The organism is Actinacidiphila glaucinigra, assembly GCF_035918135.1.
GTDB lineage: Bacteria > Actinomycetota > Actinomycetes > Streptomycetales > Streptomycetaceae > Actinacidiphila > Actinacidiphila glaucinigra.
The window spans coordinates 6677641-6704306 of the sequence record NZ_CP109144.1 but is presented as its reverse complement, the minus strand read 5'-3'; the positions used below and the strand labels follow the sequence as shown (position 1 = coordinate 6704306).

General features: G+C 72.9%; 27 protein-coding genes and 1 pseudogene. 11 read left to right on the top strand and 17 right to left on the bottom strand.

What is annotated here, in order from left to right; translation table 11 throughout:
- Nucleotides 1–90 precede the first annotated feature (90 nt).
- On the top strand, nucleotides 91–315 hold the full coding sequence (locus OIE69_RS30175) for a hypothetical protein (RefSeq protein ID WP_089222210.1): 225 nt from the start codon (nucleotides 91–93) through the stop codon (nucleotides 313–315).
- On the opposite strand, the gene moaA is transcribed toward OIE69_RS30175, so the two are convergent.
- From moaA to OIE69_RS30160, 3 genes are all read right to left on the bottom strand, one after another.
- On the bottom strand, nucleotides 298–1287 hold the full coding sequence (moaA, locus tag OIE69_RS30170) for a GTP 3',8-cyclase MoaA (RefSeq protein ID WP_326577139.1): 990 nt from the start codon (nucleotides 1285–1287) through the stop codon (nucleotides 298–300). The genes OIE69_RS30175 and moaA overlap by 18 nt on opposite strands.
- 94 nt (nucleotides 1288–1381) lie before the next feature.
- The gene (locus OIE69_RS30165) at nucleotides 1382–3019 is read right to left on the bottom strand and encodes a solute symporter family protein (RefSeq protein WP_326577137.1); all 1638 of its coding nucleotides are present in this window, start codon (nucleotides 3017–3019) and stop codon (nucleotides 1382–1384) included.
- The gene (locus OIE69_RS30160; protein WP_326577135.1) at nucleotides 3016–3414 is read right to left on the bottom strand and encodes a DUF485 domain-containing protein; all 399 of its coding nucleotides are present in this window, start codon (nucleotides 3412–3414) and stop codon (nucleotides 3016–3018) included. The genes OIE69_RS30165 and OIE69_RS30160 overlap by 4 nt, the downstream gene beginning before the upstream one ends.
- A gap of 302 nt (nucleotides 3415–3716) precedes the next feature.
- Between OIE69_RS30160 and OIE69_RS30155 the strand changes: the two genes are divergently transcribed.
- Entirely contained in the window at nucleotides 3717–5249 is a 1533-nt protein-coding gene (locus tag OIE69_RS30155; protein WP_326577133.1) for a S8 family peptidase, read from the top strand.
- A gap of 81 nt (nucleotides 5250–5330) precedes the next feature.
- On the opposite strand, the gene OIE69_RS30150 is transcribed toward OIE69_RS30155, so the two are convergent.
- From OIE69_RS30150 to OIE69_RS30140, 3 genes are read right to left on the bottom strand one after another with little or no spacing between them, the layout of a single operon-like run.
- The gene (locus tag OIE69_RS30150; protein WP_326577131.1) at nucleotides 5331–6374 is read right to left on the bottom strand and encodes a zinc-dependent alcohol dehydrogenase family protein; all 1044 of its coding nucleotides are present in this window, start codon (nucleotides 6372–6374) and stop codon (nucleotides 5331–5333) included.
- On the bottom strand, nucleotides 6359–7042 hold the full coding sequence (locus OIE69_RS30145; protein WP_326577130.1) for a lysoplasmalogenase: 684 nt from the start codon (nucleotides 7040–7042) through the stop codon (nucleotides 6359–6361). Before OIE69_RS30145 ends, OIE69_RS30150 begins: the two co-directional genes overlap by 16 nt.
- Nucleotides 7039–7887: a sterol desaturase family protein gene (locus tag OIE69_RS30140; protein WP_326577129.1), complete on the bottom strand. Its 849-nt coding sequence runs from the start codon at nucleotides 7885–7887 to the stop codon at nucleotides 7039–7041. Before OIE69_RS30140 ends, OIE69_RS30145 begins: the two co-directional genes overlap by 4 nt.
- A 270-nt stretch (nucleotides 7888–8157) precedes the next feature.
- On the opposite strand from OIE69_RS30140, the gene OIE69_RS30135 reads away from it, so the two are divergent.
- The 5 genes from OIE69_RS30135 to OIE69_RS30115 all read left to right on the top strand — a co-directional run bounded on the left by OIE69_RS30135 (nucleotide 8158) and on the right by OIE69_RS30115 (nucleotide 13033).
- The gene (locus OIE69_RS30135) at nucleotides 8158–9144 is read left to right on the top strand and encodes a DEDDh family exonuclease (RefSeq protein ID WP_326577127.1); all 987 of its coding nucleotides are present in this window, start codon (nucleotides 8158–8160) and stop codon (nucleotides 9142–9144) included.
- An 80-nt stretch (nucleotides 9145–9224) separates the two neighbouring features.
- Nucleotides 9225–9479 carry a hypothetical protein gene (locus OIE69_RS30130; protein ID WP_089222209.1) on the top strand — a complete coding sequence of 85 codons (255 nt, stop codon included), beginning with the start codon at nucleotides 9225–9227 and terminating at the stop codon, nucleotides 9477–9479.
- Between the two features lie 105 nt (nucleotides 9480–9584).
- Nucleotides 9585–10415, top strand: coding sequence for an SURF1 family cytochrome oxidase biogenesis protein (locus tag OIE69_RS30125; protein ID WP_326577124.1), 831 nt, complete (start codon nucleotides 9585–9587; stop codon nucleotides 10413–10415).
- A 58-nt stretch (nucleotides 10416–10473) separates the two neighbouring features.
- On the top strand, nucleotides 10474–12267 hold the full coding sequence (locus OIE69_RS30120) for a glycoside hydrolase family 15 protein (RefSeq protein WP_326577122.1): 1794 nt from the start codon (nucleotides 10474–10476) through the stop codon (nucleotides 12265–12267).
- A gap of 4 nt (nucleotides 12268–12271) precedes the next feature.
- Nucleotides 12272–13033 (top strand): SDR family oxidoreductase, encoded by a 762-nt coding sequence (locus tag OIE69_RS30115; protein ID WP_326577120.1) that lies wholly within the window; start codon nucleotides 12272–12274, stop codon nucleotides 13031–13033.
- A gap of 64 nt (nucleotides 13034–13097) precedes the next feature.
- Here the strand turns inward: OIE69_RS30115 and amaP are convergent, their stop codons facing one another.
- Genes amaP through OIE69_RS30090 form a run of 5 tightly spaced genes read right to left on the bottom strand, consistent with a single transcriptional unit; the run spans nucleotide 13098 to nucleotide 15353 of the window.
- Nucleotides 13098–13667 (bottom strand): alkaline shock response membrane anchor protein AmaP, encoded by a 570-nt coding sequence (gene amaP, locus OIE69_RS30110; RefSeq protein WP_326577118.1) that lies wholly within the window; start codon nucleotides 13665–13667, stop codon nucleotides 13098–13100.
- A gap of 6 nt (nucleotides 13668–13673) precedes the next feature.
- Entirely contained in the window at nucleotides 13674–14258 is a 585-nt protein-coding gene (locus OIE69_RS30105) for a DUF6286 domain-containing protein (RefSeq protein WP_326577116.1), read from the bottom strand.
- Nucleotides 14255–14638, bottom strand: a complete 384-nt coding sequence (locus OIE69_RS30100; RefSeq protein WP_326577114.1) for an Asp23/Gls24 family envelope stress response protein — start codon at nucleotides 14636–14638, stop codon at nucleotides 14255–14257. The genes OIE69_RS30105 and OIE69_RS30100 overlap by 4 nt, the downstream gene beginning before the upstream one ends.
- A 9-nt stretch (nucleotides 14639–14647) precedes the next feature.
- Entirely contained in the window at nucleotides 14648–14830 is a 183-nt protein-coding gene (locus OIE69_RS30095) for a hypothetical protein (RefSeq protein ID WP_018560608.1), read from the bottom strand.
- 31 nt (nucleotides 14831–14861) lie between these two features.
- Nucleotides 14862–15353 (bottom strand): Asp23/Gls24 family envelope stress response protein, encoded by a 492-nt coding sequence (locus OIE69_RS30090; protein ID WP_326577112.1) that lies wholly within the window; start codon nucleotides 15351–15353, stop codon nucleotides 14862–14864.
- 157 nt (nucleotides 15354–15510) lie between these two features.
- Between OIE69_RS30090 and OIE69_RS30085 the strand changes: the two genes are divergently transcribed.
- Nucleotides 15511–16221 carry a hypothetical protein gene (locus OIE69_RS30085; RefSeq protein WP_326577110.1) on the top strand — a complete coding sequence of 237 codons (711 nt, stop codon included), beginning with the start codon at nucleotides 15511–15513 and terminating at the stop codon, nucleotides 16219–16221.
- A gap of 29 nt (nucleotides 16222–16250) precedes the next feature.
- Here the strand turns inward: OIE69_RS30085 and OIE69_RS30080 are convergent, their stop codons facing one another.
- From OIE69_RS30080 to OIE69_RS30070, 3 genes are all read right to left on the bottom strand, one after another.
- Nucleotides 16251–17042 carry an enoyl-CoA hydratase/isomerase family protein gene (locus OIE69_RS30080; protein WP_326577108.1) on the bottom strand — a complete coding sequence of 264 codons (792 nt, stop codon included), beginning with the start codon at nucleotides 17040–17042 and terminating at the stop codon, nucleotides 16251–16253.
- A gap of 120 nt (nucleotides 17043–17162) precedes the next feature.
- Nucleotides 17163–17384 (bottom strand): helix-turn-helix domain-containing protein, encoded by a 222-nt coding sequence (locus tag OIE69_RS30075; protein ID WP_018560612.1) that lies wholly within the window; start codon nucleotides 17382–17384, stop codon nucleotides 17163–17165.
- A 377-nt stretch (nucleotides 17385–17761) separates the two neighbouring features.
- The gene (locus tag OIE69_RS30070) at nucleotides 17762–19360 is read right to left on the bottom strand and encodes an ABC-F family ATP-binding cassette domain-containing protein (protein WP_326577105.1); all 1599 of its coding nucleotides are present in this window, start codon (nucleotides 19358–19360) and stop codon (nucleotides 17762–17764) included.
- A gap of 227 nt (nucleotides 19361–19587) precedes the next feature.
- Here OIE69_RS30070 and ypfJ point away from each other — a divergent pair, with 227 nt between their 5' ends.
- On the top strand, nucleotides 19588–20490 hold the full coding sequence (gene ypfJ / locus OIE69_RS30065) for a KPN_02809 family neutral zinc metallopeptidase (RefSeq protein WP_326577103.1): 903 nt from the start codon (nucleotides 19588–19590) through the stop codon (nucleotides 20488–20490).
- Nucleotides 20491–20592: 102 nt separating this feature from the next.
- Complete coding sequence (locus OIE69_RS30060; RefSeq protein WP_326577101.1) at nucleotides 20593–21003, top strand: VOC family protein; 411 nt, start codon at nucleotides 20593–20595, stop codon at nucleotides 21001–21003.
- 19 nt (nucleotides 21004–21022) lie between these two features.
- Here the strand turns inward: OIE69_RS30060 and OIE69_RS30055 are convergent, their stop codons facing one another.
- The 3 genes and pseudogenes from OIE69_RS30055 to OIE69_RS30045 all read right to left on the bottom strand — a co-directional run.
- On the bottom strand, nucleotides 21023–22405 hold the full coding sequence (locus OIE69_RS30055) for a hypothetical protein (RefSeq protein WP_326577099.1): 1383 nt from the start codon (nucleotides 22403–22405) through the stop codon (nucleotides 21023–21025).
- 125 nt (nucleotides 22406–22530) lie between these two features.
- Nucleotides 22531–23643 carry an alpha/beta hydrolase family protein gene (locus OIE69_RS30050; protein ID WP_326577097.1) on the bottom strand — a complete coding sequence of 371 codons (1113 nt, stop codon included), beginning with the start codon at nucleotides 23641–23643 and terminating at the stop codon, nucleotides 22531–22533.
- A 185-nt stretch (nucleotides 23644–23828) separates the two neighbouring features.
- A pseudogene (locus OIE69_RS30045) lies at nucleotides 23829–24479 on the bottom strand (class II aldolase/adducin family protein); the annotation flags it as partial.
- Nucleotides 24480–24596: 117 nt separating this feature from the next.
- On the opposite strand from OIE69_RS30045, the gene OIE69_RS30040 reads away from it, so the two are divergent.
- Entirely contained in the window at nucleotides 24597–25988 is a 1392-nt protein-coding gene (locus OIE69_RS30040; protein ID WP_326577095.1) for an NAD(P)/FAD-dependent oxidoreductase, read from the top strand.
- Nucleotides 25989–26666: the final 678 nt, after the last annotated feature.

Here is a 26666-nt window from a genome sequence, read left to right as displayed (position 1 = left end):
ACGCGCTCCGCATCCCCCGTCGGAGCGACGGACCGACGCCGGGCGGCTCCCCCCGTGGCTGCCCGGCGTCGCCATGTTTGGATGGGGTTCGTGACCGACGAATCTCCGATCTGCTCCGCCAAGGGTTGCCGCGCCCCCGCCGTCTGGGTGCTCGCCTGGAACAACCCGAAGATCCACACGCCCGAGCGCCGCAAGACCTGGCTGGCGTGCGAGGAACACCGCGAGCACCTGTCGTCGTTCCTGGGCGTCCGCGGCTTCCTGAAGGACGTCGTGCCCTTCGAGGAGTGGGAGACGAGCTCAGCCGCCGATGGCTGACATGGGCCGCTCGGGCTGCAGGAACGTGGGGTCGTCCAGGCCGGAGCCGGCCTTCTTGCCCCACATCGCGGTGCGCCAGAGTTCGGCGATCTCCTCGTCGGAGCCGCCGGAGCGCAGCGCGGCGCGCAGATCGCTCTCCTCACGCGCGAACAGGCAGTTGCGCACCTGACCGTCCGCGGTGAGCCGGGTGCGGTCGCAGGCCCGGCAGAAGGGCCGCGTGACGGAGGCGATCACACCGACCCGGGCGGGGCCGCCGTCCACCAGCCAGCGTTCGGCTGGGGCGTGACCGCGGGCCTCGTCGGTCTCGGGGGTCAGGGTGAAGCGGGTCCGCAGGCTCTCCAGGATCTCCTGGGCGGTGACCATGTCGCTGCGCTGCCAGCCGTGCTGGGCGTCGAGCGGCATCTGCTCGATGAAGCGCAGCTCGTAGTCGTGCTCCAGGGCCCAGGCCAGCAGCTCGGGGGCCTCGTCGTCGTTGATGCCGCGCATCAGCACGGTGTTGACCTTGACCGGGGTCAGTCCCGCGGCGTGGGCGGCCTCCAGGCCGCGGACGACGTCCTCGTGCCGCTTGCGGCGGGTGAGGGTCTGGAACACGTCGGGCCGCAGGGTGTCCAGGGAGACGTTCACCCGGTCCAGCCCGGCCCCGCGCAGCGCGGCCGCGGTGCGGGCGAGGCCTATGCCGTTGGTGGTGAGGGAGAGCTTGGGACGGGGCTCCAGCTCCGCGCAGCGCTCGACGATGCCGACGAGGCCGGGGCGGAGCAGGGGCTCGCCGCCGGTGAAGCGGACGTCCTTGACGCCGAGCGTGGTGACGGCGATCCGCACCAGCCGGACGATCTCGTCGTCGGTGAGCAGTTCGGGCTTGCCGAGCCACTGCAGGCCCTCCTCGGGCATGCAGTAGGTGCACCGCAGATTGCACCGGTCGGTCAGCGAGACCCTGAGGTCGGTCGCGATCCGGCCGTAGGTGTCGATCAGCACGGCGCGCCTCCCTTTGAGGGTCCGGTCGGTGGGACGGCAGTGCCGTCCCGCTACTTCGCAGCCTACGGGACGGCACTGACGTTCAACAGTCTGTTTAATGCGCTCCGGCTCCGGTGAGTGACCGGACCTCCAGCTCCGCGTACTTTCGGTCGGCGTCCTCTTCCGGCTTGGACAGGAGCGTGCCCACCACACCGAGCAGGAAACCGACGGGGATGGAGATGATCCCGGGGTTCTCCAGCGGGAACCAGTGGAAGTCCACACCGGGGAACATCGCGGTCGCCTTGCCCGAGACCACGGGCGAGAAGACCACCAGGAGCACGGAGGTGATCAGACCGCCGTAGATGCTCCACAGCGCCCCGGTGGTGTTGAAGCGCTTCCAGAACAGGCTGTACAGGAGCGTCGGCAGGTTGGCGGAGGCCGCGACGGCGAAGGCCAGGGCGACCAGGAAGGCGATGTTGAGCTTGCCCGCGAAGATGCCGAGCAGGATCGCCACGGCCCCGATGGCCACCGCGGCGATCTTCGCCGCCGCCACCTCCTCCTTCTCGCTCGCCGTGCCCTTGCGGATGACGTTGGCGTACAGGTCGTGCGCGAAGGACGACGAGGAGGCGAGGGTGAGGCCCGCGACCACGGCCAGGATGGTGGCGAAGGCGACCGCGGAGATCACCGCCAGCAGGATCGCGCCGCCGGTGGAGTCCGCGCCGCCGCCGATCTCCTGGGCGAGCAGCGGGGCCGCGGTGTTGCCGGCCGCGTTGGACGTGGTGATCGTCTCCGGGGTGAGCAGCGCGGCGGCCCCGAAGCCCAGCGCGATCGTCATCAGGTAGAAGCAGCCGATGATGCCGATCGCCCAGTTCACCGAGGTGCGGGCGGCCCGGGCGGTGGGCACGGTGTAGAAGCGGATCAGGATGTGCGGCAGACCGGCCGTGCCGAGGACGAGGGCCAGGCCCAGCGAGATGAAGTCGATCTTCGAGGTCGCGGTGACGCCGTACTTCAGGCCCGGTTCCAGGAACGCCGCTCCCTTGCCGCTCTTCTCCGCGGCCGCGCCGAGCAGCGAGGACAGGTTCCAGTTGAACTTGGCGAAGACCAGGAACGTGATCAGCAGGGTCCCGCCGATCAGCAGCACCGCCTTGACCATCTGCACCCAGGTGGTGCCCTTCATGCCGCCGATGGTCACGTACAGCACCATGACGACGCCGACGAGGATGACGATCAGACGGCGCGGCCCCTCACCGGTGATGCCGAGCAGCAGCGCCACCAGGGCGCCCGCGCCGACCATCTGGGCCAGCAGGTAGAAGATGCTGACAACGATGGTCGAGATGCCCGCGGCCGTGCGCACCGGGCGCTGCCGCAGTCGGAAGGCGAGGGCGTCGGCCATGGTGAACCGGCCGGAGTTGCGCAGCGGTTCGGCGACCAGCAGCAGCGCCACCAGCCAGGCGACGAGGAAGCCGATCGAGTAGAGGAATCCGTCGTAGCCGACGAGGGCGATGGAGCCGGCGATGCCCAGGAAGGACGCGGCCGACATGTAGTCGCCGGAGATCGCCAGGCCGTTCTGGAAGCCACTGAAGGAGCGGCCGCCGGCGTAGAAGTCGGTTGCGTCCTTGGTCTGGCGGCCCGCCCAGACGGTGATGCCGAGCGTCGCGACGACGAAGACCGAGAACAGGGTGATGATCAGCGGCCGGTGTTCGCTCGCGCCGACCGCGACCACCTGGACTCCCGTGGTGTGCAGCGCGGTCATGCGGTGGCCTCCGTGCTCTCGGTGTCGTCGGTGTCGTCGGCGCCCCGGACGCCGGGGCCTTCCAGGCGCGCCTTGATGGCGTCCGCGCGGGAGTCGAGCTTGGCGTTCGCGTGCCGGGAGTACCAGACGGCGATGCCGAAGGTGGTGGCGAACTGCGCGAGCCCGAAGACGAGGGCGACGTTGATGTGGCCCACGACCTTGGTGTCCATGAAGCCGCCGGCGTAGTTCGACAGCAGGACGTACAGCAGGTACCAGGTGATGAACGCGACCGTGAGCGGGAACGCGAACGAGCGGTATGAGCGGCGCAGTTGGGCGAACTCCGCGCTCGCCTGCACCTCGGCGTACGAGTCGGCAGACGGCGGACCGGAGCTTGCCGAAGGTCGTGCGGGGTCCACGATGCCTCCTGTGGGGGCGGAGCTTGAGAGGGCACGAGCAGGCGACGCGACCCGCGCGGGCGCACGGGGCGCCGACGTGAGCTACGTCACGTAAAGATCGGACCCGCGCATGGTAGAGGCGCAACCACGGCCTTCGACAGGGGGCGGTAGTTGAAAACTGGTTCTTCTTCGGCAACCGGAACTTGAGCTTTCTTTACCAATCCATTGATCGCGCGCCGACGGCGGCGATAGCTTCCAACGTCATGTACCCGTCCAAGGGCAACACGGCCGCCAGGACGGGCGTTTGGACGATTGGAGATCCCATGGCTCCACTGCCAAGACGGCGCCGCGCCTTCGCGATACCCATCGGATTCGCGGTGGCGAGTGCTCTCGCCTTCCTGCCGAACGCCGCCTCGGCCGCCACCGCCGGATCCGCCTCGAACGGCGGCGGTGCCGTGTACGACGGCCCGACGCTGTCGTACGTGGTCAACACCAAGACCGACCGGGGAACCATCAAGTCCGTCGAGCGGGCCGTGTCCCGCAGCGGTGGTGACGTCGTCACCACCTACGACCGGATCGGCGTGATCGTCGTCCACTCCGCGAACCCCACGTTCGCCTCCGAGATGCGCAAGGTGCGCGGTGTGCAGACGGCCGGGGCGACCCGTACGGCCGCGCTGTCCACGGCGTCGACGACGGATCTGGGCGCGGTGCAGGAGATCACCGCCGCCGGCGCGGCCCGGGCGAAGGCCGCGGCCACCGCCGGGCAGGAGCCGATGGAGCCGGACCAGTGGGACCTGCCGGCCATCCGGGCCGACAAGGCCGCCCGGATCAACCCGGGCAGCCGCAAGGTCACGGTCGCCGTCATCGACACCGGCGTCGACGACACGCACCCGGACCTCACCGCCAACTTCTCGGCCTCGCAGTCCGCCAACTGCGTGGGCGGCAAGGCCGACACGAGCCCGGGCGCCTGGCGTCCCTACGTTCCGGAGGCCTACCACGGCACGCACGTCGCCGGTGAGATCGCCGCGGCGCGCAACGGGATCGGCGTGGCGGGTGTCGCCCCGGGCGTGAAGGTCGCCTCCATCAAGGTGGCCGACCCCGTCACCCAGCTGTTCTTCCCGGAGAGCGTGGTCTGCGCCTTCGTCTTCGCCGCCGACCACGGCGTCGAGATCACCAACAACAGCTACTACATCGACCCTTGGCTCTACAACTGCTTCGGCGACCCCGACCAGCGGGCCATCGTCGACGCCGTCAACCGGGCCGCGCAGTACTCCCACAAGAAGGGTGTGCTGAACGTCGCCTCGGCGGGCAACTCCAACCACGACCTCGACTCGGACGCGATCGAGGACGCGACGAGCCCCGACGACACCACCCCGGTCACCCGGACGATCGACCCGCACGTCTGCTGGGACCTCCCGACCCAGCTGCCGGGCGTCGTCACCGTCTCCGCGACCGGTGTGCAGAAGCTGAAGTCGTACTACTCCAGCTACGGTCTGGGCGTCGTCGACGTCGCGGGCCCGGGCGGCGACCGCTACCAGATCCCCGCCACCCCCTCGGCCAACGGGCGCATCCTGTCCACGCTGCCCGGCAACACCTACGGCTACCTGCAGGGCACGTCGATGGCCAGCCCGCACGTGGCCGGCGTCGCCGCGCTCATCAAGAGCCGCCACCCGCACGCCTCCCCGGAGCAGCTGCAGTGGATGCTCAAGGCCCAGGCCGACGACCCGCGTTGCCCGACGGGTCTGTACGACCCGGACGGCAACGGTGTGCAGGACGCCACCTGCACCGCGGGACGGCACGTGACCAGCTTCTACGGCCACGGCATCGTCGACGCCCTGGACGCCGTCACCAAGTGACGCGCCCCGCGTGACAGCGGGAACGCCCGGCGGGATCCCCGCCGGGCGTTCCCGCTGTCCGGACCGCTGTCCGGGGCGGCGTCAGGCCTTGACGAGGACCTTCAGCGCGATGCGCTCGTCCATCGCCTGGTAGCCGCCCGGGACGCCGTCCAGGCCGACGGTGAGGTCGAAGACCGGGGACGGGTCGATCGTCCCGTCGAGGATGTCCGGGAGCAGTTCGGGGATGTAGGTGCGGACCGGGGCGACGCCGCCGCGCAGGGAGACGTTGCGGTCGAACATGTCGCTCAGGTCGAGGCCGGTGCCGCTGCCGTGCGGGACTCCGACGTAGCCGACGGTACCGCCGTCGCGGGTGACGGCGACCGCGGTGCGCATCGACTGCTCGGTGCCGACGGCCTCGATGACCGCGTGGGCGCCGTGGCCGCCGGTCAGTCGGCGGACCGCCTCGACGGCCGCCTCGCCGCGCTCGGCGACGACGTCGGTGGCGCCGAAGGTACGGGCGATGGCGGTGCGGGCCTCGTGCCGGCCGAGCGCGATGATCCGCTCCGCGCCGAGCCGCCGGGCGGCGAGCACCCCGCACAGGCCGACCGCGCCGTCCCCCACGACCGCGACGGTGGCCCCGGGCCGCACACCGGCGCCGACGGCGGCGTGGTGACCGGTGCCCAGCACGTCGGAGAGGGTGAGCAGACCCGCCAGCAGGCGGTCGTCGGACAGGGCCTCGGCGGGCAGCCGCACCAGGGTGGCGTCCGCGAACGGCACGCGTACGGCCTCGCCCTGGCCGCCGTCGGAGCCGACCTGGCCCCAGAAGCCGCCGGCCGGGCAGGAGGTCGTCAGGCCCTCCGCGCAGTAGTCGCACGTGCCGTCGGACCACACGAAGGGGGAGACGACCAGGTCGCCGGGCCTGAGCCCGGACACCGCGGAGCCGGTCTCCTCGACGACGCCGAGGAACTCGTGCCCGATGCGCTGTCCCGGCTTACGGGCCGACTCGCCGCGGTACGCCCACAGGTCGCTGCCGCAGATGCAGGCCAGCACCACACGCACCACCGCGTCGGTGGGCTGCCGGACCGCCGGGTCCGGCACCTCCTCCACCCGGATGTCGTGGGGGGCGTGGATCACGGTGGCGCGCATACGGAAGTCGTCCTCGATGGTTGTTCGAACGGGGTCGTACCACCGTACCGGCCGGTGGAGAGCAGGAACTGCGCGGCGAGGTAGCCGAGCATGATCCAGAAGTCGGCCGCCGGGAGCTGCGGGAGGTCGGCGAGCCGGGTCGCGAGCAGGGTGTCGGAGAGCAGGAAGAGCGCCCCGCCCACCGCCGTCGCCCGCGGGCCGAGCGCGGCCGCGCCGGCCGCCATCGCCGTCAGCAGCAGGCTGTACGCGGCGACCGGGAGCCGCAGCCCGGAGGGCAGGCCCGGCCACACCACGACGAGCGCGGCGAGCCACACGACCGCGTAGCCGGCCGCCGTCACGGCCGCGCGCCGCCGGTCGGCGAAGGCCCCGCGGGCGGTGAAGAGTGTGAGGTAACAGACGTGCCCTGCCGCGAACGCGCCCATCCCGAGGAGGAAGGACGTGTCCCCGTCGAGCTGCAGCAGCACGTCCCCCGCCCAGCCGCACAGCAGCGCGGCCACCAGAAGCCGGGGGCCACCGCGCAGCACCGCGCAGACCGCGAGCAGCGGCACCAGGACGGGCTTGGTGAGGTGGTCGGCCGTCACGGACCCCGCGAGCTGCGCCGCCAGGTGGACCGCGGCCACCACCGCGAAGGCCGCCGTCGCCGCGCGGGCGGCGCGCTCGCGCGTCACGCCGCCGGCTCCTCGCCCCTCGGCCGCCAGCCGGGACCGCGCAGGACGTGGCCCGCGCGGTCGCGCCAGGTGCGGGCCGCGGCGACGTCACGGGCGATGGCGGCGTACTCGTGGGTGGCCACCCGCAGCGGGTTGAACGTGGTGATGTTCTTGGTGAGCCCGAACACCGGACGCTCGCCCTCCGCCGCGAAGGAACCGAACAGCCGGTCCCAGACGATCAGGATGCCGCCGAAGTTGCGGTCCAGGTAGCCGCCCTGCGAGGCGTGGTGCACGCGGTGGTGCGAGGGCGTGTTGAGGACGAACTCGACCGGGCGGGGCAGCTTGTCGACGCGCTCGGTGTGGATCCAGAACTGGTAGACCAGGCTGAGCGAGGAGCAGAACGCCAGTGCCGCCGGGTGCACCCCGCAGGCGACCACCGGCAGGTAGAACACCCATGACGTCATGCCGGTCCAGGGCTGGCGCAATGCGGTGGAGAGGTTGAACTTCCGGCTGGAGTGGTGCACCACGTGGCTCGCCCACAGGATGCGGATCACATGGTGACCGCGGTGCTGCCAGTAGTAGAAGAAGTCCTGCGCGAGCAGCATCAGCGGGAGCGTCCACCAGTCCACGGGCACCCGGAGCGGGGTGAACTCGTACACAGCGGTGTAGACCACGACGATCGGGATCTTCCAGAGGAAGTCGAAGAACAGGCTGCCGAGTCCCATCGACAGGCTCGTCGCGGTGTCCTTGGCTGCGTACCCGGCGGCGTCCTCGTCCGGATGGATCCGGTAGCTGATCAGCTCCACGACGGTGAGCAGCACGAACGCGGGTATGGACCACATCACGGCATCGGGCAGTTGCGGCATGCGCGCACCTTAAGGGCGCGTGGCGGCCCCGGCTAGAGGTCGTTACCGATCGGTTCTACCCGGCGGTATCGGAGGGAGTCGGCCGGGCCGGCCGCCGCGGCGGGGTGTGAGCCCAACCGGAGTCACAGGGCGGGCGGTTGACCGGCCGGACCGAAGCGTCACACGCCCGGCGCGCCGCCCCCGGACGGACCGCCCACGGGGGCATCCGACGGTGCGCCAGGGGCGGGTGGCGGCGGGCGCTGTCGGTGGCCGCCCGTATTGTGTTCCTCCATGCACGCGCCCCAGCTTCCGCAACCGTCGTGGCCAGAGGCCTACCCCGACGGATACGCCGTCGTGGACGTCGAGACCACCGGCCTCGGCCGCGACGACCGGATAGTGTCCGCGGCCGTCTACCGGCTGGACGCGCACGGCGAGGTGCAGGACCACTGGTACACCCCCGTCAACCCGCAGCGGGACCCGGGCCCGGTGTGGATCCACGGCCTCACCTCGGACATGCTGGCCGACGCCCCGCTCTTCGGCGAGGTCGCCGCCGAGCTGGCGGATCGGCTGTCGGGCCGGGTGTTCGTCGCCCACAACGCGGTCTTCGACTGGTCCATGCTGGCCCGGGAGTTCGCGCGGGCGGGCACCGTGGCGCCCGTGGAGCACCGACTGTGCACCATCGTGCTCTCCAAGGCGCTGGCGCTGCCGCTGGCCAACCACAAGCTGGAGTCCCTGGCCGCGCACTTCGGCGTGGTCCAGCAACGCGCCCACCACGCCCTGGACGACGCCCGCGTGCTGGCGGAGGTGTTCCGCCCCAGCCTGCGGCAGGCCGCGGCGGGCGGACTCCGGCTGCCGCTGCACGCCTGCCGTCCGCTGACGGAGTGGATCGACACGGCCGTCCCCGCGCAGTCGGCCTCCGCGGGATACCGCAGCACCTACCGGCCGATGAGCTGGCGGCCCGCGCGGAGGCGGCCGGCCTGCCCCTACCCCAACCCGGGGCGGCTGGAGTCCGGGGGACCACTGGTCCAGGGAATGCGGGTCGCCTTTTCGGGCGACACGAGCATCGACCGCGAACTGCTGGAGGACCGCGCCACCGAGGCGGGTCTGCACGTGTCGTCCTCGGTGAGCCGGCTGACCAGCCTGCTGGTGACCAACGACCCGGGCTCGCTCACCACGAAGACCGTACGGGCCCGGCAGCTCGGCACCCCGGTGGTCGGCGAGCGCCGCTTCGCCGATCTGCTGGGCGACGTCGCCCCCGCGCCGGACGTGCACGGCTGACACCGCCGTTCGAGTGGTGCGCCCGCGACGCACCCGGTCACCGATTGCCGCGCCGGGGCCCGGCCCGCACCCTGGGCCTCATGGCCCGATGCGAAGTATGCGGAAACGACTATGTGATGAGCTTCGAAGTGCACGCCCAGGGGGCCGTGCACGTCTTCGACAGCTTCGAGTGCGCCATCCACCGGATGGCGCCCATCTGCGAGCACTGCCGGGTACGGATCGTCGGCCACGGGGTCGAGGTCGACGGCCACTGGTACTGCGGCGGCCACTGCTCGAAGGCCGAGGGCCGCAGCGGCATCATCGACCGGGTCGGCTCGCTGCCCGGCGGCGGCTGATCCCGGTGGGCGCTGATCCCGGCGGCGGCTGATCCCGGCGGACTCGCCGCGGCGCCGTCCGACCCCTCCGCAGAGCGCCCCGCGACCGAGTTGTACGGTCATGGGGTGTACCGCTTCCTGTTGTCCCGGCAGTGGGTGATCCTCACCCTCATCGCACTGCTCCTGATGCCCGCCATGGTCGAGCTGGGCTTCTGGCAGATGCACCGGCACGAGCGCCGGGTGGCCAGCAACCACCTGATCGCGGACAACCTCAGGGCGAAGCCCGCCCCGGTGGAGTCGCTGACCGCCCCCGGCGCGGCCGTACCGAAGCGGGAGGTCTACCGCACGGTCACCGCGACCGGGCGCTACGACACCGCCGGCGAGGTCGTCGCCCGTCAGCGCACCGCCGCCGACGGGGACAGCATCGGCTACCACGTGATCACCCCGCTGGTCCTGGCCGACGGCCGGTCGGTGCTGGTCAACCGGGGCTGGATCCCGGCCGGTACCGACCTGACGAAGGTCCCGAAGGTCCCCGCGGCCCCGTCCGGCGAGGTCACCGTCACCGGCCGGCTGCGCCCGGACGAGACCACGGCGGCGACCGGCATCCGGAACAAGGGCGGACTGCCCGACCGCATGATCATGCTGATCAACAGCGCCCTGGTGGCCGAGGACCTGCCCGCGGCGGAGCGGCCGGTCGGCGGTTACATCGAGCTGGAGACGACCTCCCCCAAGCCCTCCGGGCGGCAGCCCGAGCTGATCCCGGACCCCGACCACAGCAGCATCGGCATGCATATGGGGTACGCGATCCAGTGGTGGCTGTTCACCGCCATGGTGCCGGTCGGCTGGGTCATCCTCGTCCGCCGGGAGCGGCGGGAGCGGCTCGCCGCCCGCGAGGCGGCGGCGCAGGAGGCGGACGGTACGGCCGAACCGGTCGCCGCTGCGGTCGCGTCGCCCTAGCGCCGGGGGCACCCTCGTAGAGCGGGGACCCTCGTAAGAGGAGAGACGGAGGCCGACCGTGGCGGCACTGATCGAGGACTACGCGATCATCGGCGACCTGCAGACCGTCGCGCTGGTCTCCAAAAGCGGTTCCATCGACTGGCTCTGCCTGCCGCGCTTCGACTCCTCCGCCTGCTTCGCCGCGCTGCTGGGCGACGAGGACAACGGCAACTGGCGGATCGCCCCGGCCTCGGCCTGGCGCGAGGAGCCCTGCACGCACCGCTCGTACCGCGACGGCACCCTGGTGCTGGAGAGCGTGTGGGAGACCCGCGACGGCACCGCCAAGGTGATCGACTTCATGCCGCAGCGCGATCGCGCGCCGGACGTCATGCGTATCGTCGAGGGCGTACGCGGGCGTGTGGCGATGGCCAGCGAACTGCGGCTGCGCTTCGACTACGGGCGGGTCGTCCCCTGGATGCGCCGCACCGACGGCCACCGCGTCGCGATCGCCGGGCCGGACTCGGTGTGGCTGCGCTCCGTACCCCAGGTGCCCATGTACGGCAAGGGTTTCGCGACCCACGCGGACTTCACCGTCGCCGAGGGCGAGCGGACCGCCTTGGCCCTGACCTGGCACCCCTCCCACGAGAGCCGGCCTCGCCTGATCGACCCCTTCCGGGCGCTGGAGCAGAGCTGCGCGGACTGGGAGTCCTGGTCGGCCAAGTGCCGCTACGACGGTCCCTGGCGGGACGCGGTGCTGCGCTCGCTGATCACCCTCAAGGCGCTCACGTACGCGCCCAGCGGCGGCATCGTCGCGGCGGCCACCTCCTCGCTGCCGGAGGAGATCCGCGGGGTGCGGAACTGGGACTACCGCTTCTGCTGGCTGCGCGACGCGACGCTCACCCTGAACGTGCTGGTCGAGACCGGCTACCTCAAGGAGGCCTACCACTGGCGCGACTGGCTGCTGCGCGCCGTCGCCGGCGACCCGGCCGACCTCCAGATCATGTACGGGCTGGCGGGCGAGCGCCGGCTGCCCGAGGAGGAGCTGGACTGGCTGGCCGGCTACGAGGCGTCCCTGCCGGTGCGGACCGGCAACGCCGCCGCCAAGCAACTTCAGCTCGACGTCTACGGCGAGGTCCTCGACTCGCTGTTCCTGGCCCGCAGCTTCGGGCTGCGCGACGAACCGCACGCCTGGGCGGTGCAGCGCACGCTGATGGACTTCCTGGAGACCAAGTGGCACGAGCCCGACGAGGGCCTGTGGGAGGTGCGCGGCGACCGGCAGCACTTCGTGCACTCCAAGGTGATGGCCTGGGCGGCCGCCGACCGGGCGGTGCGCACCCTGGAGGGCCTGCCGCACCTGTCCGGCGACGCGGACTCCTGGCGGGCGATGCGCGGCGAGGTGCACCGCGAGGTGTGCCGCAAGGGCTTCGACCGGGAGCGCAACACCTTCACGCAGTACTACGGCTCCAAGGAACTGGACGCGGCGACCCTTCTCATCCCGCAGGTGGGCTTCCTGCCCGTCACCGACAGCCGGGTGGTCGGCACGGTGGAGGCGGTGCGCCGCGATCTGGACCACGGCGGCTTCGTCCGCCGCTACACCCTGGAGGACAGCAGCGTGGACGGGCTGCCCGGCAGTGAAGGCGCCTTCCTGGCCTGCTCGTTCTGGCTCGCCGACGCGCTGCACCGCATCGGCCGCACCGACGAGGCACGCAGCCTGTTCGAACGGCTGCTGGGCCTGCGCAACGACGTCGGTCTGCTGGCCGAGGAGTGGGACCCGGTGGAGCGGCGCCAACTGGGCAACTTCCCGCAGGCGTTCAGCCACATCGGACTGGTCAACACCGCGCTCACGCTATCCGGCCGCGACGGGGCACGATGACGCCATGGATCTCGGGCTGAGGGACAGGGTGTACGTCGTCACGGGCGCGACCCGCGGGCTGGGCTTCGCCGCCGCGCGGGAACTGGTGGCCGACGGCGCGCGGGTGGTCGTCGGCGGCCGCCGCAAGGAGTCGGTCGCCGCCGCCGTCGCGGCGCTGGGCGGCGCCGAGCGGGCGACCGGCGTTGTCGCGGACAACGCCGAACCGCAGGCGCCGGAGCGGCTGATCGCCGCCGCACGCCGGGCGTTCGGCAGGCTCGACGGCCTCCTCGTCAGCGTGGGCGGCCCGCCGGCGGGCGGCACCGACGTCATCGGCGACGACCAGTGGCGGGACGCGTTCGAGTCCGTCTTCCTCGGGGCTGTGCGACTGTCCCGGGCGGCCGCCGACGAACTCGGCGAGGGCGGCGTCATCGGCTTCGTGCTCTCCGGCTCGGTGCACGAACCGATCCCGGGACTCGTGGTCTCCAACGGCCTGCGACCGGGCCTGGCGGGCTACGCCAAGAGCCTGGCCAACGAGCTGGGGCCGCGCGGCATCCGCGTGGTGGGGCTGCTGCCCTCCCGGATCGACACCGACCGCGTCCGTGAGCTCGACGCCCTCACCGGCGACGCGGAGGCCGCACGCGCCCGCCTCAGCGAGCGCATCCCGCTGCGCCGCTACGGCACCCCGGAGGAGTTCGGCCGTGCCGCCGCCTTCCTGATGTCACCTGCGGCCTCCTATCTGACGGGAATCATGCTCCCGGTGGACGGCGGGGCGCGCGGCGGCTTCTAGGCCCTCCCCCCTTCGAGGCCTCCCCCCTTCCGGGCCCGGTCGCCGAAGTCCGGCCCCGGCGCGGTCAGCTGACGCGGGCCGCGCGGTGGCTGACGGCGCGCAGCCGGGCCTCGGCGGGGAGCAGGGGGAGGCCGGCGCTGACGCGGGCGCGGTCCAGGACCGCGGAGTCGAGTTCGGCGAGGACGTCACCGGGGACGGCGTTCGGCGACAGGGCGAGCTGCAGCCGGGCACGGGGCGCGGTGGGCGTGCCCATGAGCGCGGTGGTGGCGTGGTCGACGCCGTGCAGCTGCTCGGCGTCGGCGGCGATGATCTCCTCCAGGGCGCGGCCGCGCAGCAGCGCCGTGCCGTCGTCATCGGCGTCCACCGCCAGCCGGCGCAGCCTGCGGTCGCGCACCTGGGCGAGCAGCCACCACAGGGCGCACAGCACGATCAGGGCCAGCACGCCGATCACGACGGGCCACCACCAGGAGGTGTCCTCGTAACGGGTCCGGTCGCCCTCGCTGAGCAGCACGTCGTCCCGGCCGGTGTACGGACGGTGCAGCAGACCCGTCGCGGAGCACAGCACGACGGCGCCGGCCAGCACCAGGACCAGCCCGGTGAGCACGAGGACGACACGATTGACGGTGGCGCGCACCGCGCCTCACCCCTCTCCCATACGGCGGACGTGCAGCGCGAGGCCCAGCGGCCGGGCCAGGGCCAGCTGTTCCACGGCCTCGGCCAGGGCGGCGGCCAGGTCGGCGCGGACCGCCTCCGTCTCCCGGAAGGCGACCACGGCGCGCACCGTGGCGGTGCGCCGCGTGACCGTGACGCGTGCCGATCGCACCCCGGCGACCTCCACCGCGCGGTCGCGCAGGGTGAGTTCGGCGGCGTGGCGGTCGAGTCCGGCCCGTACGGGCGCCGTTCCCGCGCGCATGGCGAGCACGTCGCGGAGCCCGGGGGTGACGGCGAGGACGAGCAGCCACAGCCCGAGCACGACCGCCACGCAGGCCACGGCGAGGATCCACGGGTCGTCCAGCGGGCGGGTGGCCAGTTCGTCCGCGAGGTCGCGGCGCCAGGCCATCCCGGGCCGTCCGGCGCGTACCGCGGCGACGTCGTAGAGCAGCAGCCCGGCCACGGCGGCCAGCAGGGCCGCGGTGATCGCGGCGGGGAGGCGGCGCGGGGACCAGAAGCGCCGCGGGCGGGAACGGGGCCGCGGCGGGAGGGGTGACGGGCCGAGTCCGCTCACCGGACCCTCGCCTCCTCCACGATGTGGCTGGCCCGCGAGTGCAGGCGTTCGACCTCCACGGTCACCCCGAGGACCGCGAAACCGGTCGACTCCTCGACGCGGGAGGCGACATGGCGGCGCACCGACCGGCACACCTCGGCGATGTCCACCGGGTAGCCGAGTTCTACGGAGAGCCTTACGTACACCTGCTCGCGGAGGACGGAGACGCTCGCCTGGGGACGCGCGCCGCGCGGCACGTACTCTCTGCCGGGGGCGTCGGCGAGGGCCTCGCGGGCCGCCTGGGAGGCGATCTTCGCCAGCACGCGGTCGGCGAGGCGGAGCGAGCCGCGCTCTCCGGGGACGAGGGGCTGGGCGGGGGAGTTCGGCGCCGCGGCCGTCATCTGCGTGGCTCACCGCCTCCGGTCACGACTGCGGAAGAACTCCCCGGGCTCCAGGTCGCCGTCGAGGAACCGGCCGACCACGAACCCTACGGCGCCGAGCGCCGCCACCAGCAGAAAGGCCGCGAACCCGCCGAAGTACCCGGCGAATCCGAGCGCCATCCCGACGATCAAGCCGAGCACGGCCATGCTCATCGTCCGCTCCCTGTTTCCCTCCCGGGGCCCGTCACTGGACCCGCTGCTCCTGGTCGTCGTCGTCCGTGTCGTCGGGGAGCTTGACGTCGCCCACCGCGATGTTGACCTCGATGACCTCGAGCCCGGTCATCCGCTCCACGGCCGCGATGACGTTCTCGCGCACCCCGTGCGCGACCGCCACGATCGAGACCCCGTAGTCCACCACGATGTCCAGGTCGAGGGCGGCCTGCACCTCGCCCACCTCGGCTCGCACCCCCCGGGTCACGGACCTGCCGCCGGGCACCCGGTCGCGGACCGCGCCGAAGCCGCGCGAGACACCGGAGCCGAGGGCGTGCACCCCCTCCACGTCGCGGGCCGCGAGCCCGGCGATCTTCTCGACCACGCCGTCCGCGATGGTGGTCCGCCCGCGCGTCGCGGGATCGCCCAGGGGCGCCCGTCGCCCTGACGTGCCGTTGCCGGCCGGGCTGGTCCCCTTCTCCAGGGTCCGGCCCCGCTCCTCCGGCTGCTGAGCGGTCTCGGTCATCGCACCTCGTCCCTTCGGGTTTCCGACGGCGGGAGCGGTACGGGCTGCTCCGTGCACCACACTATGTGGGCATGCCCCGTCGCGCCGTGAGGATGCAGCGATCAGGGACAGGATGGCGGCGCGCGCGGACGCGCGCGCCGGAGGGAGGCGACGGCCGATGACCGCGGACCGGCTGACTCGAGCGGTGCGCCGGCAACTCGGGCTGGGCCGTGTGCTCCCCCTCGGCGGGCGCGGGGACACGGTGTGGGTCACCGAGCGGGCGGCGGCCGGGGTACTGCGCGCGGCAGCCGGCGCGGTGCCCGGGGTCCGCGTGGGCACGCTGCGCATCGGCACGGCGAACGGGCCCTGCGGACCGGACGGTCAGGGCGGCTCGGGCGGGGAACCGGGTGACGCGGCCGGGGCGCTGCCGGAGTCGGCGCCCTCCGGGGCGCTGCCGAGGCGGCCGCTGCGCGTGGAGGCGGGCTTCGAGGCCACCCCTGAACGCCCGTTGCCCGAGTCGGCCGCGCGGCTGAGGGACGCGCTGTGGCGGGCGGCCGCCGAGGGCGTCGGCCTGGAGACGGAGGCGGTCGACCTGATCGTCACCGGACTGCTGGAGGAGGGCGGCCCACGGGTGGCGCTCCCCTCGGAGCCCGTCGACCCGCCGGAGGGCGGGCGGACCGCCACCACCGCGGACCGCGCTGCGGCGTCGGTGCCCGGGGTCGCCGGGCTGACCTCGCGGCTCGGCGGACAGCGCCATCCGTCGCAGGTGCAGATCGCCGTGGACGCGGGGCACCGCGCCCTGGACGTCGGACGGGCCGTGGCCATGGCGGTGACGGCCGTGACGCAGGACGTCACGACCGTCGTGGTCACCGACATCGCCGGGGACTGAGGACACGGACCACGGGCCCGGCGCTGCCGCTACTCCCCCGCGCCCGCCAGGTCCCGCAGCCGGCGGCCCTGCGCGGCACGCTCGGCCACGCGCTGCTCCTCGTACGTACGGCCCGAGGCCGCGCGCAGCAGGGCCTTGGTCTCGATCACCGCGTCGCGCGGCGCGGCCAGCAGGGCGCCCGCCAGGTCCTTGACGGTGGCGTCCAGTTCGGCCGCGGGGACGGCGACGTTGGCCAGGCCGACGGCGCAGGCCTCCTCGGCATCGACGTAGCGGCCCGTGGCGCAGATCTCCAGCGCCCGGGCGTAGCCGACCAGTTCGGTCAGCGGCTTGGTGCCGGCGAGGTCGGGGACCAGGCCCAGACTGGTCTCGCGCATGGCGAACTGCACGTCGTCGGCGACGACGCGCAGGTCGCAGGCGAGGGCCAGCTGGAAGCCCGCCCCGATGGCGTGCCCCTGCACGGCGGCGATGGTGACGACGTCGTTCCGCCGCCACCAGGTGAACGCCGCCTGGTACTCGGCGATCGTCGCGTCGAGCTCGCCCTCGGGAGCGCGCGCGAGGTCGTCGAACGACGGCTCGCCGTCGAATCCCTCGGGCGTCAAGGCCTGCCGGTCCAGCCCGGCGGAGAAGGACACGCCCTCCGCGCGCAGCACGACGACCCGTACGCTGCCCGGGAGCAGCCGGCCGGCCTCGACCAGCGCCCGCCACAAGGCGGGCGACTGGGCGTTGCGCTTGGCCGCGTTGCACAGCGTGACGGTGGCGACGGAATCCTCCGTCACGAGTCGTACGCCGTCGCGTTCCAGCAGCACAGTGGGGTCGGACATCGGGCACCTCCTGGCGATCCGCAGTTGGATTACCGAAGAGTAACCACCCGGTCGGCCGTTCCCGCGACCGGGTGGTCCCGCCACGACTCCGAGCCGCTGCGCAAGGCGCCCGGCCGTGTGTCAGGCCGTGGAAACCTTCTTGCCCCGTGTCGCTCCGCCGCGACCGCGCAGGGTCACGCCGGACTCACTGAGCATCCGGTGGACGAAGCCGTACGAGCGGCCGGTCTCCTCGGCCAGCGCCCGGATGCTTGCTCCACCGTCGTACTTCTTCTTGAGGTCTGCCGCGAGCTTCTCGCGCGCGGCGCCGGTCACCCGGCTGCCCTTCTTCAGAGTCTCGGCCACCCGTGCCTCCTCTAGGGAAGTGCGCTCTGTGACTCTCATGATCACCCCTAGGAGACTTCCTGGCCACCCATTCGGCAAGGTCCGTGCGACAACATTTGGCGCCCTGTTGACGCGGACACCCGGCGCCGGACGGGTGGAATCCGGCATTCCGTACAGCCTTCCCCGGCTCCCCCCGAAGCGCGGCGGAGAAAGGGCAGGTCACCCGGGCCGGTAAGGAGTTTCCCCATGTGACGCGGCTGATCCATCCGTACGTCCGGTATTTCGCACGTTCCCGCGCCGGAGTACGAGCCGGTCTCACGCAGATGAAGGATCACCCGTCGGCCGAATGATCCAGTGGAGTGATCCACACGGATGATCGGCCGCGGGCCCCGGAAGGATCAGGCGAGCGCGACGAGGTCGGCGTAGTCCTGGCCCCACAGGTCCTCGACGCCGTCGGGCAGCAGGATGATCCGCTCGGGCTGCAGCGCCTCCACCGCGCCCTCGTCGTGGGTGACGAGGACGACCGCGCCCGAGAAGGTGCGCAGCGCGCCGAGGATCTCCTCGCGGCTGGCCGGGTCGAGGTTGTTGGTGGGCTCGTCGAGCAGCAGCACATTGGCGCTGGAGACGACCAGCGTGGCCAGCGCGAGCCGGGTCTTCTCACCGCCGGACAGCACGCCGGCGGGCTTGTCGACGTCGTCGCCGGAGAAGAGGAACGAGCCGAGGATCTTGCGGATGGCGACCAGGTCCATGTCCGGCGCCGCGGAGCGCATGTTCTCCAGGACCGTCCGGTCGGCGTCGAGGGTCTCGTGCTCCTGGGCGTAGTAGCCGAGCTTGAGGCCGTGGCCGGGGACGACCTCGCCGGTGTCGGGCTGCTCCACGCCCGCCAGCAACCGCAGCAGGGTGGTCTTGCCGGCGCCGTTGAGGCCCAGGATGACGACCCTGGAGCCCCTGTCGATGGCCAGGTCGACGTCGGTGAAGATCTCCAGCGAGCCGTACGACTTGGACAGCCCCTCGGCCGTCAGCGGGGTCTTGCCGCAGGGCGCGGGGTCCGGGAAGCGCAGCTTGGCGACCTTGTCGGACTGCCGCACCGCCTCCAGTCCGGACAGCAGCTTGTCGGCGCGGCGCGCCATGTTCTGGGCGGCGACGGTCTTGGTGGCCTTGGCGCGCATCTTGTCGGCCTGGGCGTTGAGGGTCGCGGCCTTCTTCTCGGCGTTGGCGCGCTCGCGCTTGCGGCGCTTCTCGTCGGCCTCGCGCTGGGTGAGGTACTGCTTCCAGCCCATGTTGTAGACGTCGATCTGGGAGCGGTTGGCGTCCAGGTAGAAGACCTTGTTGACGACCGTCTCGACCAGGTTGATGTCGTGGGAGATGACGATGAAGCCGCCGCGGTAGGTCCTGAGGAAGTCCCGCAGCCACAGGACGGAGTCGGCGTCGAGGTGGTTGGTCGGCTCGTCGAGCAGCAGGGTGTCGGCGTCCGAGAAGAGGATGCGGGCCAGCTCGACGCGGCGGCGCTGACCGCCGGAGAGGGTGTGCAGCGGCTGGGCGAGGACCCGGTCGGGCAGACCCAGGGCGGCGGCGATGGTGGCGGCCTCGGCCTCGGCGGCGTATCCGCCCTTGGTGAGGAACTCGGTCTCCAGGCGGGCGTACTTCTTCATCGCGTTGTCGCGGGTGGCGCCCTTGCCGTTGGCCATCCGGTCCTCGTTCTCGCGCATCTTGCGCAGGACGGTGTCCAGGCCGCGGGCGGACAGGATGCGGTCGCGGGCCAGGACGTCGAGGTCGCCGGTACGCGGGTCCTGGGGCAGATAACCGACCTCGCCGGAGCGCGTCACGGTGCCGGCGGCGGGCAGGCCCTCGCCCGCGAGCACCTTGGTGAGCGTGGTCTTGCCGGCGCCGTTGCGGCCGACCAGGCCGACGCGGTCGCCGCGGGCGATGCGGAAGGAGGCGGACTCGATGAGGACGCGGGCTCCGGCGCGCAGCTCGATGCCGGTGGCAGTAATCACGGGAAGAAGCTCCTGGGCGTGTCGGACGGCAGTCGGACGTGGATCCGCGGTGGTCGCGGTCGGACGCCGTCTAATGCGTGAGGATCACTGCCATGTCTCCAGTCTACCGGGGGCGGCACGGGTGCCCGGCAAGCGGTTTTCGGGCGGGAGCCGGCGGGCGCCGCCCGGCTGGTCACGACGGCGGTCGCGACGGGCCGGGAGGGACGGAACAGCCGATAATCGGAGGTATGCAGTTCGACGACGACGCATCGCTCGACACATCCCAGGTGGAGGACCGGCGAAGCGGCGGACGGTTCGGCGGCAGGCCGCGGGGCAAGATGGTGGGCGGTGGTCTCGCCGGGCTGATCGTCCTGGTGATCGGGCTGATCTTCGGCATCAGCCCCGACCAGCTGGGGCTCTCCTCCGATCCGCCGGGCCAGGCGCCGGGCACCACCTCGGGTTCGGACCTCGCCGCCGGCTGCCGCACCGGAGCGGACGCCAACGCCCGCCAGGAGTGCCGCATGGTCGCGGTGATCAACAACGTGCAGGCGTACTGGGCGTCGGAGTTCCGCAAGCGCGGCATGACCTACGAGCCCGCTCCGACCGTCTTCTTCGACCAGCCCATCCGCACCGGGTGCGGGGTCGCGGACCCCGCGTCGGGGCCCTTCTACTGCCCCGTGGACCGCAAGGTCTATCTGGACCTGGACTTCTTCTCGACCCTGAGCAGCAGTTTCGGCGCGCAGGGCGGCCCGTTCGCCGAGAGCTACGTCGTCGCCCACGAGTACGGGCACCACGTGCAGGACCTGGTGGGGACCCTGGGCAAGGCGCAGGACCGGCTCACCGGCCCGAGCAGCAACTCGGTGCGCGTGGAACTGCAGGCCGACTGCTACGCGGGCGTGTGGGCGCACAACGCCACACGGACCCTGGACGAGGACACGGGCAGCCCGATGATCAGCGCGCTCGACGAGGAGGACATCCGCCGGGGGCTGGACGCGGCCGCCGCGGTCGGCGACGACGCGATCCAGTCCCGGGTGCAGGGCAGGGTGACCCCGGAATCCTGGACGCACGGCTCGTCCGCGCAGCGCCAGCAGTGGTTCACCACCGGGCTGGACACCGGTGACCCCGGCGACTGCGACACCTTCCAGCGCTGACCGGCCGGAATGTCCGGGCGCGGGGCCATTGTCGGACCCCCCTGCCAGACTGGGATCCACGTCACACAGGACGTCAGGTCCCGGAAGGGGAGAGTGATCGTCATGGCCGCCGAGGCAACCGCGCCCACCGTCTGTCCGACGCTGCGCTACAAGGACGCGAAGGCCGCCGTCGCCTTCCTGAAGGAGGCCTTCGGCTTCACCGAGGTCGCGGTGTACGAGGGCGGGGACGGCACGGTGGAGCACGCGGAACTGGCGTACGGCAACGGCGTGGTGATGCTCGGCAGCGAGCGGTCGGGCACCGCGTTCAGCCGGATCGCCTCGGACCTGGGTGCCGCGTCGGTGTACGTGGCCGTGGAGGACACCGACGCGCACCACGAGCGCGCCGTCGCCGCCGGGGCCGAGGTCGTGCTGCCGCTCACCGACCAGGACTACGGGTCGCGGGACTACACGGCCCGGGACCCGGAGGGCAACCTCTGGTCCTTCGGCACCTATGTGCCGCGGATACCGGACTGACCCTGGAGCGGCTCCCCCGTCACTCTCCCCCGGTGTGCACCTGGAAGGCGGCCCGGCGGATCATCTTGGACAGGGCGGGGTCGGGGTGCGCGGCGGCGAGGGCGACCAGCACCTGGACGGTGCGGGGGTGGCCCGCGTGGCGCAGCTCCTCCAGCAGGCGGGTGACCGAGCCCTGGACGGCCGTCTCGAGGTGGCTCACCAGCAGGTGGCTCTCGCCGTGGTCGGCCACGGCCGCGGCGGTGTCCACCCACAGCCAGGTGGACTCCTCGCGGGTGAGCAGCGCGGCGACGTCCTCCGGGTCCGCACCCTCGTGCTCGGCGAGCCAGAGCAGCGCGTAGGGCCGCAGACCTGCCTCGTCGACCGCGTGGCGGACGGACGGCTCCGCGGGGCCGCCGACGACGCGCAGCGCCTCGAAGGCCAGGGCGCGCAGCAGGGCGTCGTCGCCGCGCGCCACGTCCAGGAACTCGCCCACCGCCTGGGCCACCGGGCGGGCCGCCAGCCAGGCCTTGTACTCGTCGCGGGCGGCGCCGGGCGCCATCCCGATGCATGCCTTGAGCATCTCCTCGGCGGAGTGCTCGAAGTGGCCGGCGGGGCCCTGCGCGGCGACACAGATCTGCTCCAGCTTCACCCACACCGCCCAGCTGCCGAGCGCGGTGATGGTGACCTCGCCGGGGCGGGCCGGGTCGCGGGGCTTGAGGGCGCCGACACGGGCGAGCGCGTCCAGCGTCCAGTCCAGCAGCGCGGGCAGTTCGTCGCGGCCGCCGCCCGCCGGGGGCTCGTGGCGCTCCGCGCGTAGCTCGGCCACACGCTGCCGCAACAGGTCCAGCAGCACGGCCACGGCGACCGGACCGGAGGAGAGGTGGAGCAGGGAGAGCAGTTGCGGTGCGGCCTCGACGGCCTCCGCGACGAGCGACGGGTCGGCGTCGGCGCACTCCGGCTCGAGCGCCGCGGGGTGCGCCAGCGACCACGCGTCGAAGAGCGCGACCCAGCCGCGCAGCACGGCGGTGTCGTCGCGGTCCCAGGCGCGCAGTCGCCAGCCGGGCCGGGCGGCACCTCCTTTGTGCAGCTCGATCAGGCCGGTCAGTCGGGCCCGGTCCCAGGCGGTGCGCACCTGCCGCTCCGTCAGGCCCAGGGCGGCGACGGCCCGCAGCACGTCGGGGTCCCGCAGTATCCCGGCGGTCCCGGGGGCGGCGGCGCCGGTCTCCGCGTCGGCCCAGCGGGCCAGCCGTACGGCGTCCGAGAGTTCGGTGCGCGCCCTGCGGGCGAGCTCGGGCAGCGCCGGGATTCCCTCCGGCGGCCGCGGCGGGCGGCTTCGCCGCGTGGTGGCGGCACGGCGCGCGGTGGCGAGTGGCCTGCGCGGGACAAGCCGCAGCGGAGTGTCTCGCGGGATACGGGACGTCACGGGAGCAGTCTTGCGGGTGAGCACCCGGAAACCCAAACGAGCGTCCCCGTACCGTGATTGACGCCGCCCGAATTAAAGGGAGAGATGCGCTTTTGTTCGGACATAAAGACCACGTAGGGAGGGGCTCAGAGGAGGGGGGTGAGGAAGCGTCGGAGGGCCTCCTCGTAGGTTGAGGGGTTGGCGTTCCACATGGCCGCGTGCGACGCGCCGCTGACGGCGTGCAGCGTGACCAGGTCCGGACGCTGCCGGGCGAGTTGGCGGGACGGCCCCCACGGGGCGAGTGCGTCGTCGGGCCCGTGGAAGACGAGCGCCGGGACGTCCAGCCGCTCCGGGTGGGCGGCCTCGGCGATCCGCTCCGCGTGCAGGCCGGTGCGGCCCTCGGTGGCGCGCACGCCCAGCGGCAGCAGCGCCCGCGGCGCGCCCCGGGCGGCGGCCGCGGAGCGGACCGTGTCCTGCCAGTCGAGCACCGGGGAGTCCAGGACCATCCCGGACACCAGGGCGCGCAGCGGGGAGTGGCTGGTCGCCCGGAGCGCCATCGTCGCGCCGGTGGACCAGCCGTGCAGCACCAGCCGGCGCGCGCCGTGCCGGACCGCGTAGCGCATGGCCGCGTCGAGGTCGCGCCATTCCGAGTCGCCGAGGTGGCCGATGCCGTCCCACGAGGGGGGCGCGCCGGCGTCGTTGCGGTAGGAGAACGCCAGGACGGGCAGCCGCAGGTTGGCCAGGAACGCCATGAGGTTCATGCCGAGCTCGCGGGAGGTGCCGAGGCCGTGTGCGAGCACGACCCAGGTGTCACGGGCGCCGGGCACGAACCAGGCGGGCAGCAGGCCGAGTTCGGCGGGGATCTCGGCGTCCCGGTACTCCAGGCCGAGGGCCGACCCCGGGGTGCCTATGTGCACCTGCGGGGTGAGCCGCAAGGTGTCGCCCGGCGCGACGGCGCCGCGGTTGATCCGCACCAGGCGACGGGTCACCGAGTCCGGGGCCGTCGAGAGCACCTCGCCGACCGTGACGTGCACCCCGGCGGCGATCAGGCCGTGCACTCCCCGCCGTGCGGTGCCCAGGGTCCGGGTGAGGGTGATGTCCTGCCCGGTCACGGCGTGGACGGTGAGCGGGTCCGGGTCGACGCCGCTCGCGCTCGGCCTCAGGGCAAGCTCGGAGACGTGCCGCCCGGCCGCCACCGCGGCCGCACCGGCACCGAACGCTGTCGTGGCGGCGAGGGCCGCCGCCGTGGTGAGGCGCATCGCTTCCAGTCTCCGCGCGCTCACCCGGGGCGGCCAGTGGGCGGAGCCGTCCGGGCTCAGCCGCGCTCGTCCTCGTGGGCCTCGCGGGGCCGGGGGACGTCGGCGCGGGCGGGCCCGTGGAGCTCGGGGCCGTCGTGGACCTCGTGCCCCTCGTGCCCCTCGTGCTCACCCTCCGCCTCGTCCCCGGGCTGGCCGTACTGGCGCAGTCGTTCGGCGACGCGGGCGAGTTCACGCTTGGAGAGCAGCGAGGGCGAGAACCCGGCCACCGAGCGGGCGGCGAGCCAGACCTGGCACATCCACTCCAGCTGGGCGGTGCGGTCGTATGCCTGCTCCAGGTCGTCGCCGTAGACGATGGTGCCGTGGTTGCGCAGCAGGCAGCCCGTGCGGTCGCGGAGCGCGCGCAGGACGTTGGCGGCCAGTTCCTCGCTGCCGTAGATCGCGTAGTCGGCGACGCGTATCCGGCCGCCCAGGGCCGCGGCCATGTAGTGGATGGCGGGCAGTTCGTAGAGGAGCGTGGACACGGCGGTGGCGTGCACGGCGTGGGTGTGCACGACGGCGCCCGCGTCGGTGTGCCGGTAGATCGCCAGGTGCATCGCCAGCTCGCTCGTCGGGCGCAGCGCGCCGAGCACCTGCTTGCCGTCCAGGCCGACCCCGACCGTGTCCTCCGGGGCGAGGCGGTGGTAGGGCACCCCGCTGGGCGTGACGAGCACCAGGTCGTCGCCCACCCGCACCGACACGTTGCCGGACGTACCGACCACGAGACCGTCGTCGACGGAGCGGCGGGCCGTGTCCACCAGCTCCGTCCAGGCCCGCGCCACCGCGTTCCGCACCGACATCCGTGCCACCTCCGAGCGCTGATCCTGACAGGTTGGCCGTTGCCGCCCGCTCTCGGGGCACAGTAACGTCCCGGCACACCTTCCGGACCGAGCACGCATACGAATTGCAGGGGCACCATGACCACCGTCAACGGCGGCATCTCCTTCTGGTACGCGAAGTCAGGCCTCCCGGTACCGCGTGAGCCGCTGCCCGGGGACACCACAGCGGACGTGTGCATCGTCGGGGGCGGCTACACCGGACTGTGGACCGCCTACTACCTGAAGAAGGCCGTGCCCTTCCTGCGGATCGTCGTCCTGGAGCAGCGCTTCTGCGGCTACGGCGCCTCCGGCCGCAACGGCGGCTGGCTGTACAACGGCATCGCCGGCCGCGACCGCTACGCCGCGCTGCACGGCCGGGAGGCCGCGGTCGCGCTGCAGCGCGCGATGAACGGGACCGTGGACGAGGTGATCCGCGTCGCCGCCGAGGAGGGCATCGACGCGGACGTCCACAAGGGCGGGGTGCTGGAGGTCGCCCACTCCCCCGCGCAACTGGCCCGGCTCAGGGCGTTCCACGAGACAGAGGTCGCCTTCGGCGAGAAGGACCGCCTGCTGCTGGGCGCGGCCGAGTCCGCCGCGCGGATCCGGGTCGCCGGGACGGCCGGCGGCACCTGGACGCCGCACGGGGCGCGTGTCCACCCGGTGAAGCTGGTGCAGGGGCTGGCCCGCACGGTGGAGGCGCTCGGCGTCGTCGTCCACGAGTCGACCCCGGTGACGGAGATCCGGCCGAAGCACGCGGTCACACCGTTCGGGAGCGTGCGCGCCCCCTACGTCCTGCGCTGCACGGAGGGCTTCACCGCCTCGCTCAAGGGCCAGAAGCGGTCGTGGCTGCCGATGAACTCCTCGATGGTCGTGACGGAGCCGCTGCCGCGGGAGGTCTGGGACACCATCGGCTGGGAGGGCCGGGAGGCGCTCGGCGACATGGCGCACGCGTACATGTACGCGCAGCGCACCGCCGACGACCGGATCGCCATCGGCGGCCGCGGGGTGCCCTACCGCTTCGGCTCGCGTACGGACAACGACGGCCGCACGCAGGCGGCGACGGTCGAGGCGCTCCGCGAGATCCTGGTGCGCTTCTTCCCGGCGACGGGGCGGGTGGCGATCGACCACGCCTGGTCCGGGGTGCTCGGCGTGCCGCGCGACTGGTGCGCGACCGTCGAGCTGGACCGCTCCACCGGCCTCGGCTGGGCGGGCGGCTACGTCGGCAGCGGTGTCGCCACGGCGAACCTCGCGGCGCGGACGCTGCGGGACCTCGTACAGATGGACTCCGGCCAGGCGCACGGCACGGAGCTGACGGCCCTGCCGTGGGTGCACCACCGCGTGCGCCGCTGGGAGCCCGAGCCCTTCCGGTGGATCGGGGTGCACGGGCTGTACGCGGCCTACCGCGGCGCCGACCGGCGCGAGCAGGCCGGACGCAGCGTGGAGACCGACCGGTTGGCCCGCATCGCGGACCGCATCTCGGGCCGCCACTAGGGGCATTCGACCGGTACGTGCGGCGCCGGTGGGTGGGTACCGCCCCGGTGGTTCGGCTGTCCCGCCGCCTCGCGCCCTGCGGGCGCGAAGCGGCCGGCTGCGGACGGGGAGGGTAGGGGCCCGGGCCGGTCGGCGGTGTGCGGGACGCTGGGTGGCCGGGTTCAGGCTCCGGAGCGGGGCCGGCAGTTCGCACGGCTCCGGTCTCGTTGCCGTCGGGTGCCGATGGCCGGTGACCACGCCCACCGTCCGTGGGTGGCGCGCCCGCCGTAACCGGCGTCCGCGGGTGCTTCCCCGACATCGGGCCCGCTTCCGCCGTCGATACCGCTGAAAGCCCTCCCTGAGCCCCCCATGGCGGCACCCCGAATCACCCGCAGTCGCGGGTCACGGCGGGCGCGCCCACCACCAGTGGGCGTGGAGGGGGCCATCTGTACCCGCGGACGGCAACGAGACCCGAGGCCAACGGAAAGGTGACCCGCTCCGGCGCCCGAACCCCGGCAACGCACCCACGCGCGCACCGCAGACAAGCCCGGCCGCCCACCTCTCCGTCCGCAGCCCGCGTCTTTCCGCCCGAAGGGCGCGAGACGAACCCGCGCGGGCCCACCGCGTCCGACCCCTCGTGACCAGGATCTCTTCCGGACCTCCGGAAAGGGGGGCCCGAAGCGCGCGAATGGCCGGATT

Bases quoted from the DNA above. Each gene is read 5' to 3' on its own strand.
- OIE69_RS30165 (WP_326577137.1), bottom strand. From the start codon at position 3,019: ATGACCGCGCTGCACACCACGGGAGTCCAGGTGGTCGCGGTCGGCGCG.
- OIE69_RS30155 (WP_326577133.1), top strand. From the start codon at position 3,717: ATGGCTCCACTGCCAAGACGGCGCCGCGCCTTCGCGATACCCATCGGA.
- OIE69_RS30150 (WP_326577131.1), bottom strand. From the start codon at position 6,374: ATGCGCGCCACCGTGATCCACGCCCCCCACGACATCCGGGTGGAGGAG.
- OIE69_RS30140 (WP_326577129.1), bottom strand. From the start codon at position 7,887: ATGCCGCAACTGCCCGATGCCGTGATGTGGTCCATACCCGCGTTCGTG.
- OIE69_RS30135 (WP_326577127.1), top strand. From the start codon at position 8,158: ATGCACGCGCCCCAGCTTCCGCAACCGTCGTGGCCAGAGGCCTACCCC.
- OIE69_RS30130 (WP_089222209.1), top strand. From the start codon at position 9,225: ATGGCCCGATGCGAAGTATGCGGAAACGACTATGTGATGAGCTTCGAA.
- OIE69_RS30115 (WP_326577120.1), top strand. From the start codon at position 12,272: ATGGATCTCGGGCTGAGGGACAGGGTGTACGTCGTCACGGGCGCGACC.
- OIE69_RS30100 (WP_326577114.1), bottom strand. From the start codon at position 14,638: ATGACGGCCGCGGCGCCGAACTCCCCCGCCCAGCCCCTCGTCCCCGGA.
- OIE69_RS30095 (WP_018560608.1), bottom strand. From the start codon at position 14,830: ATGAGCATGGCCGTGCTCGGCTTGATCGTCGGGATGGCGCTCGGATTC.
- OIE69_RS30090 (WP_326577112.1), bottom strand. From the start codon at position 15,353: ATGACCGAGACCGCTCAGCAGCCGGAGGAGCGGGGCCGGACCCTGGAG.
- OIE69_RS30085 (WP_326577110.1), top strand. From the start codon at position 15,511: ATGACCGCGGACCGGCTGACTCGAGCGGTGCGCCGGCAACTCGGGCTG.
- OIE69_RS30080 (WP_326577108.1), bottom strand. From the start codon at position 17,042: ATGTCCGACCCCACTGTGCTGCTGGAACGCGACGGCGTACGACTCGTG.
- ypfJ (WP_326577103.1), top strand. From the start codon at position 19,588: ATGCAGTTCGACGACGACGCATCGCTCGACACATCCCAGGTGGAGGAC.
- OIE69_RS30060 (WP_326577101.1), top strand. From the start codon at position 20,593: ATGGCCGCCGAGGCAACCGCGCCCACCGTCTGTCCGACGCTGCGCTAC.
- OIE69_RS30050 (WP_326577097.1), bottom strand. From the start codon at position 23,643: ATGCGCCTCACCACGGCGGCGGCCCTCGCCGCCACGACAGCGTTCGGT.
- OIE69_RS30040 (WP_326577095.1), top strand. From the start codon at position 24,597: ATGACCACCGTCAACGGCGGCATCTCCTTCTGGTACGCGAAGTCAGGC.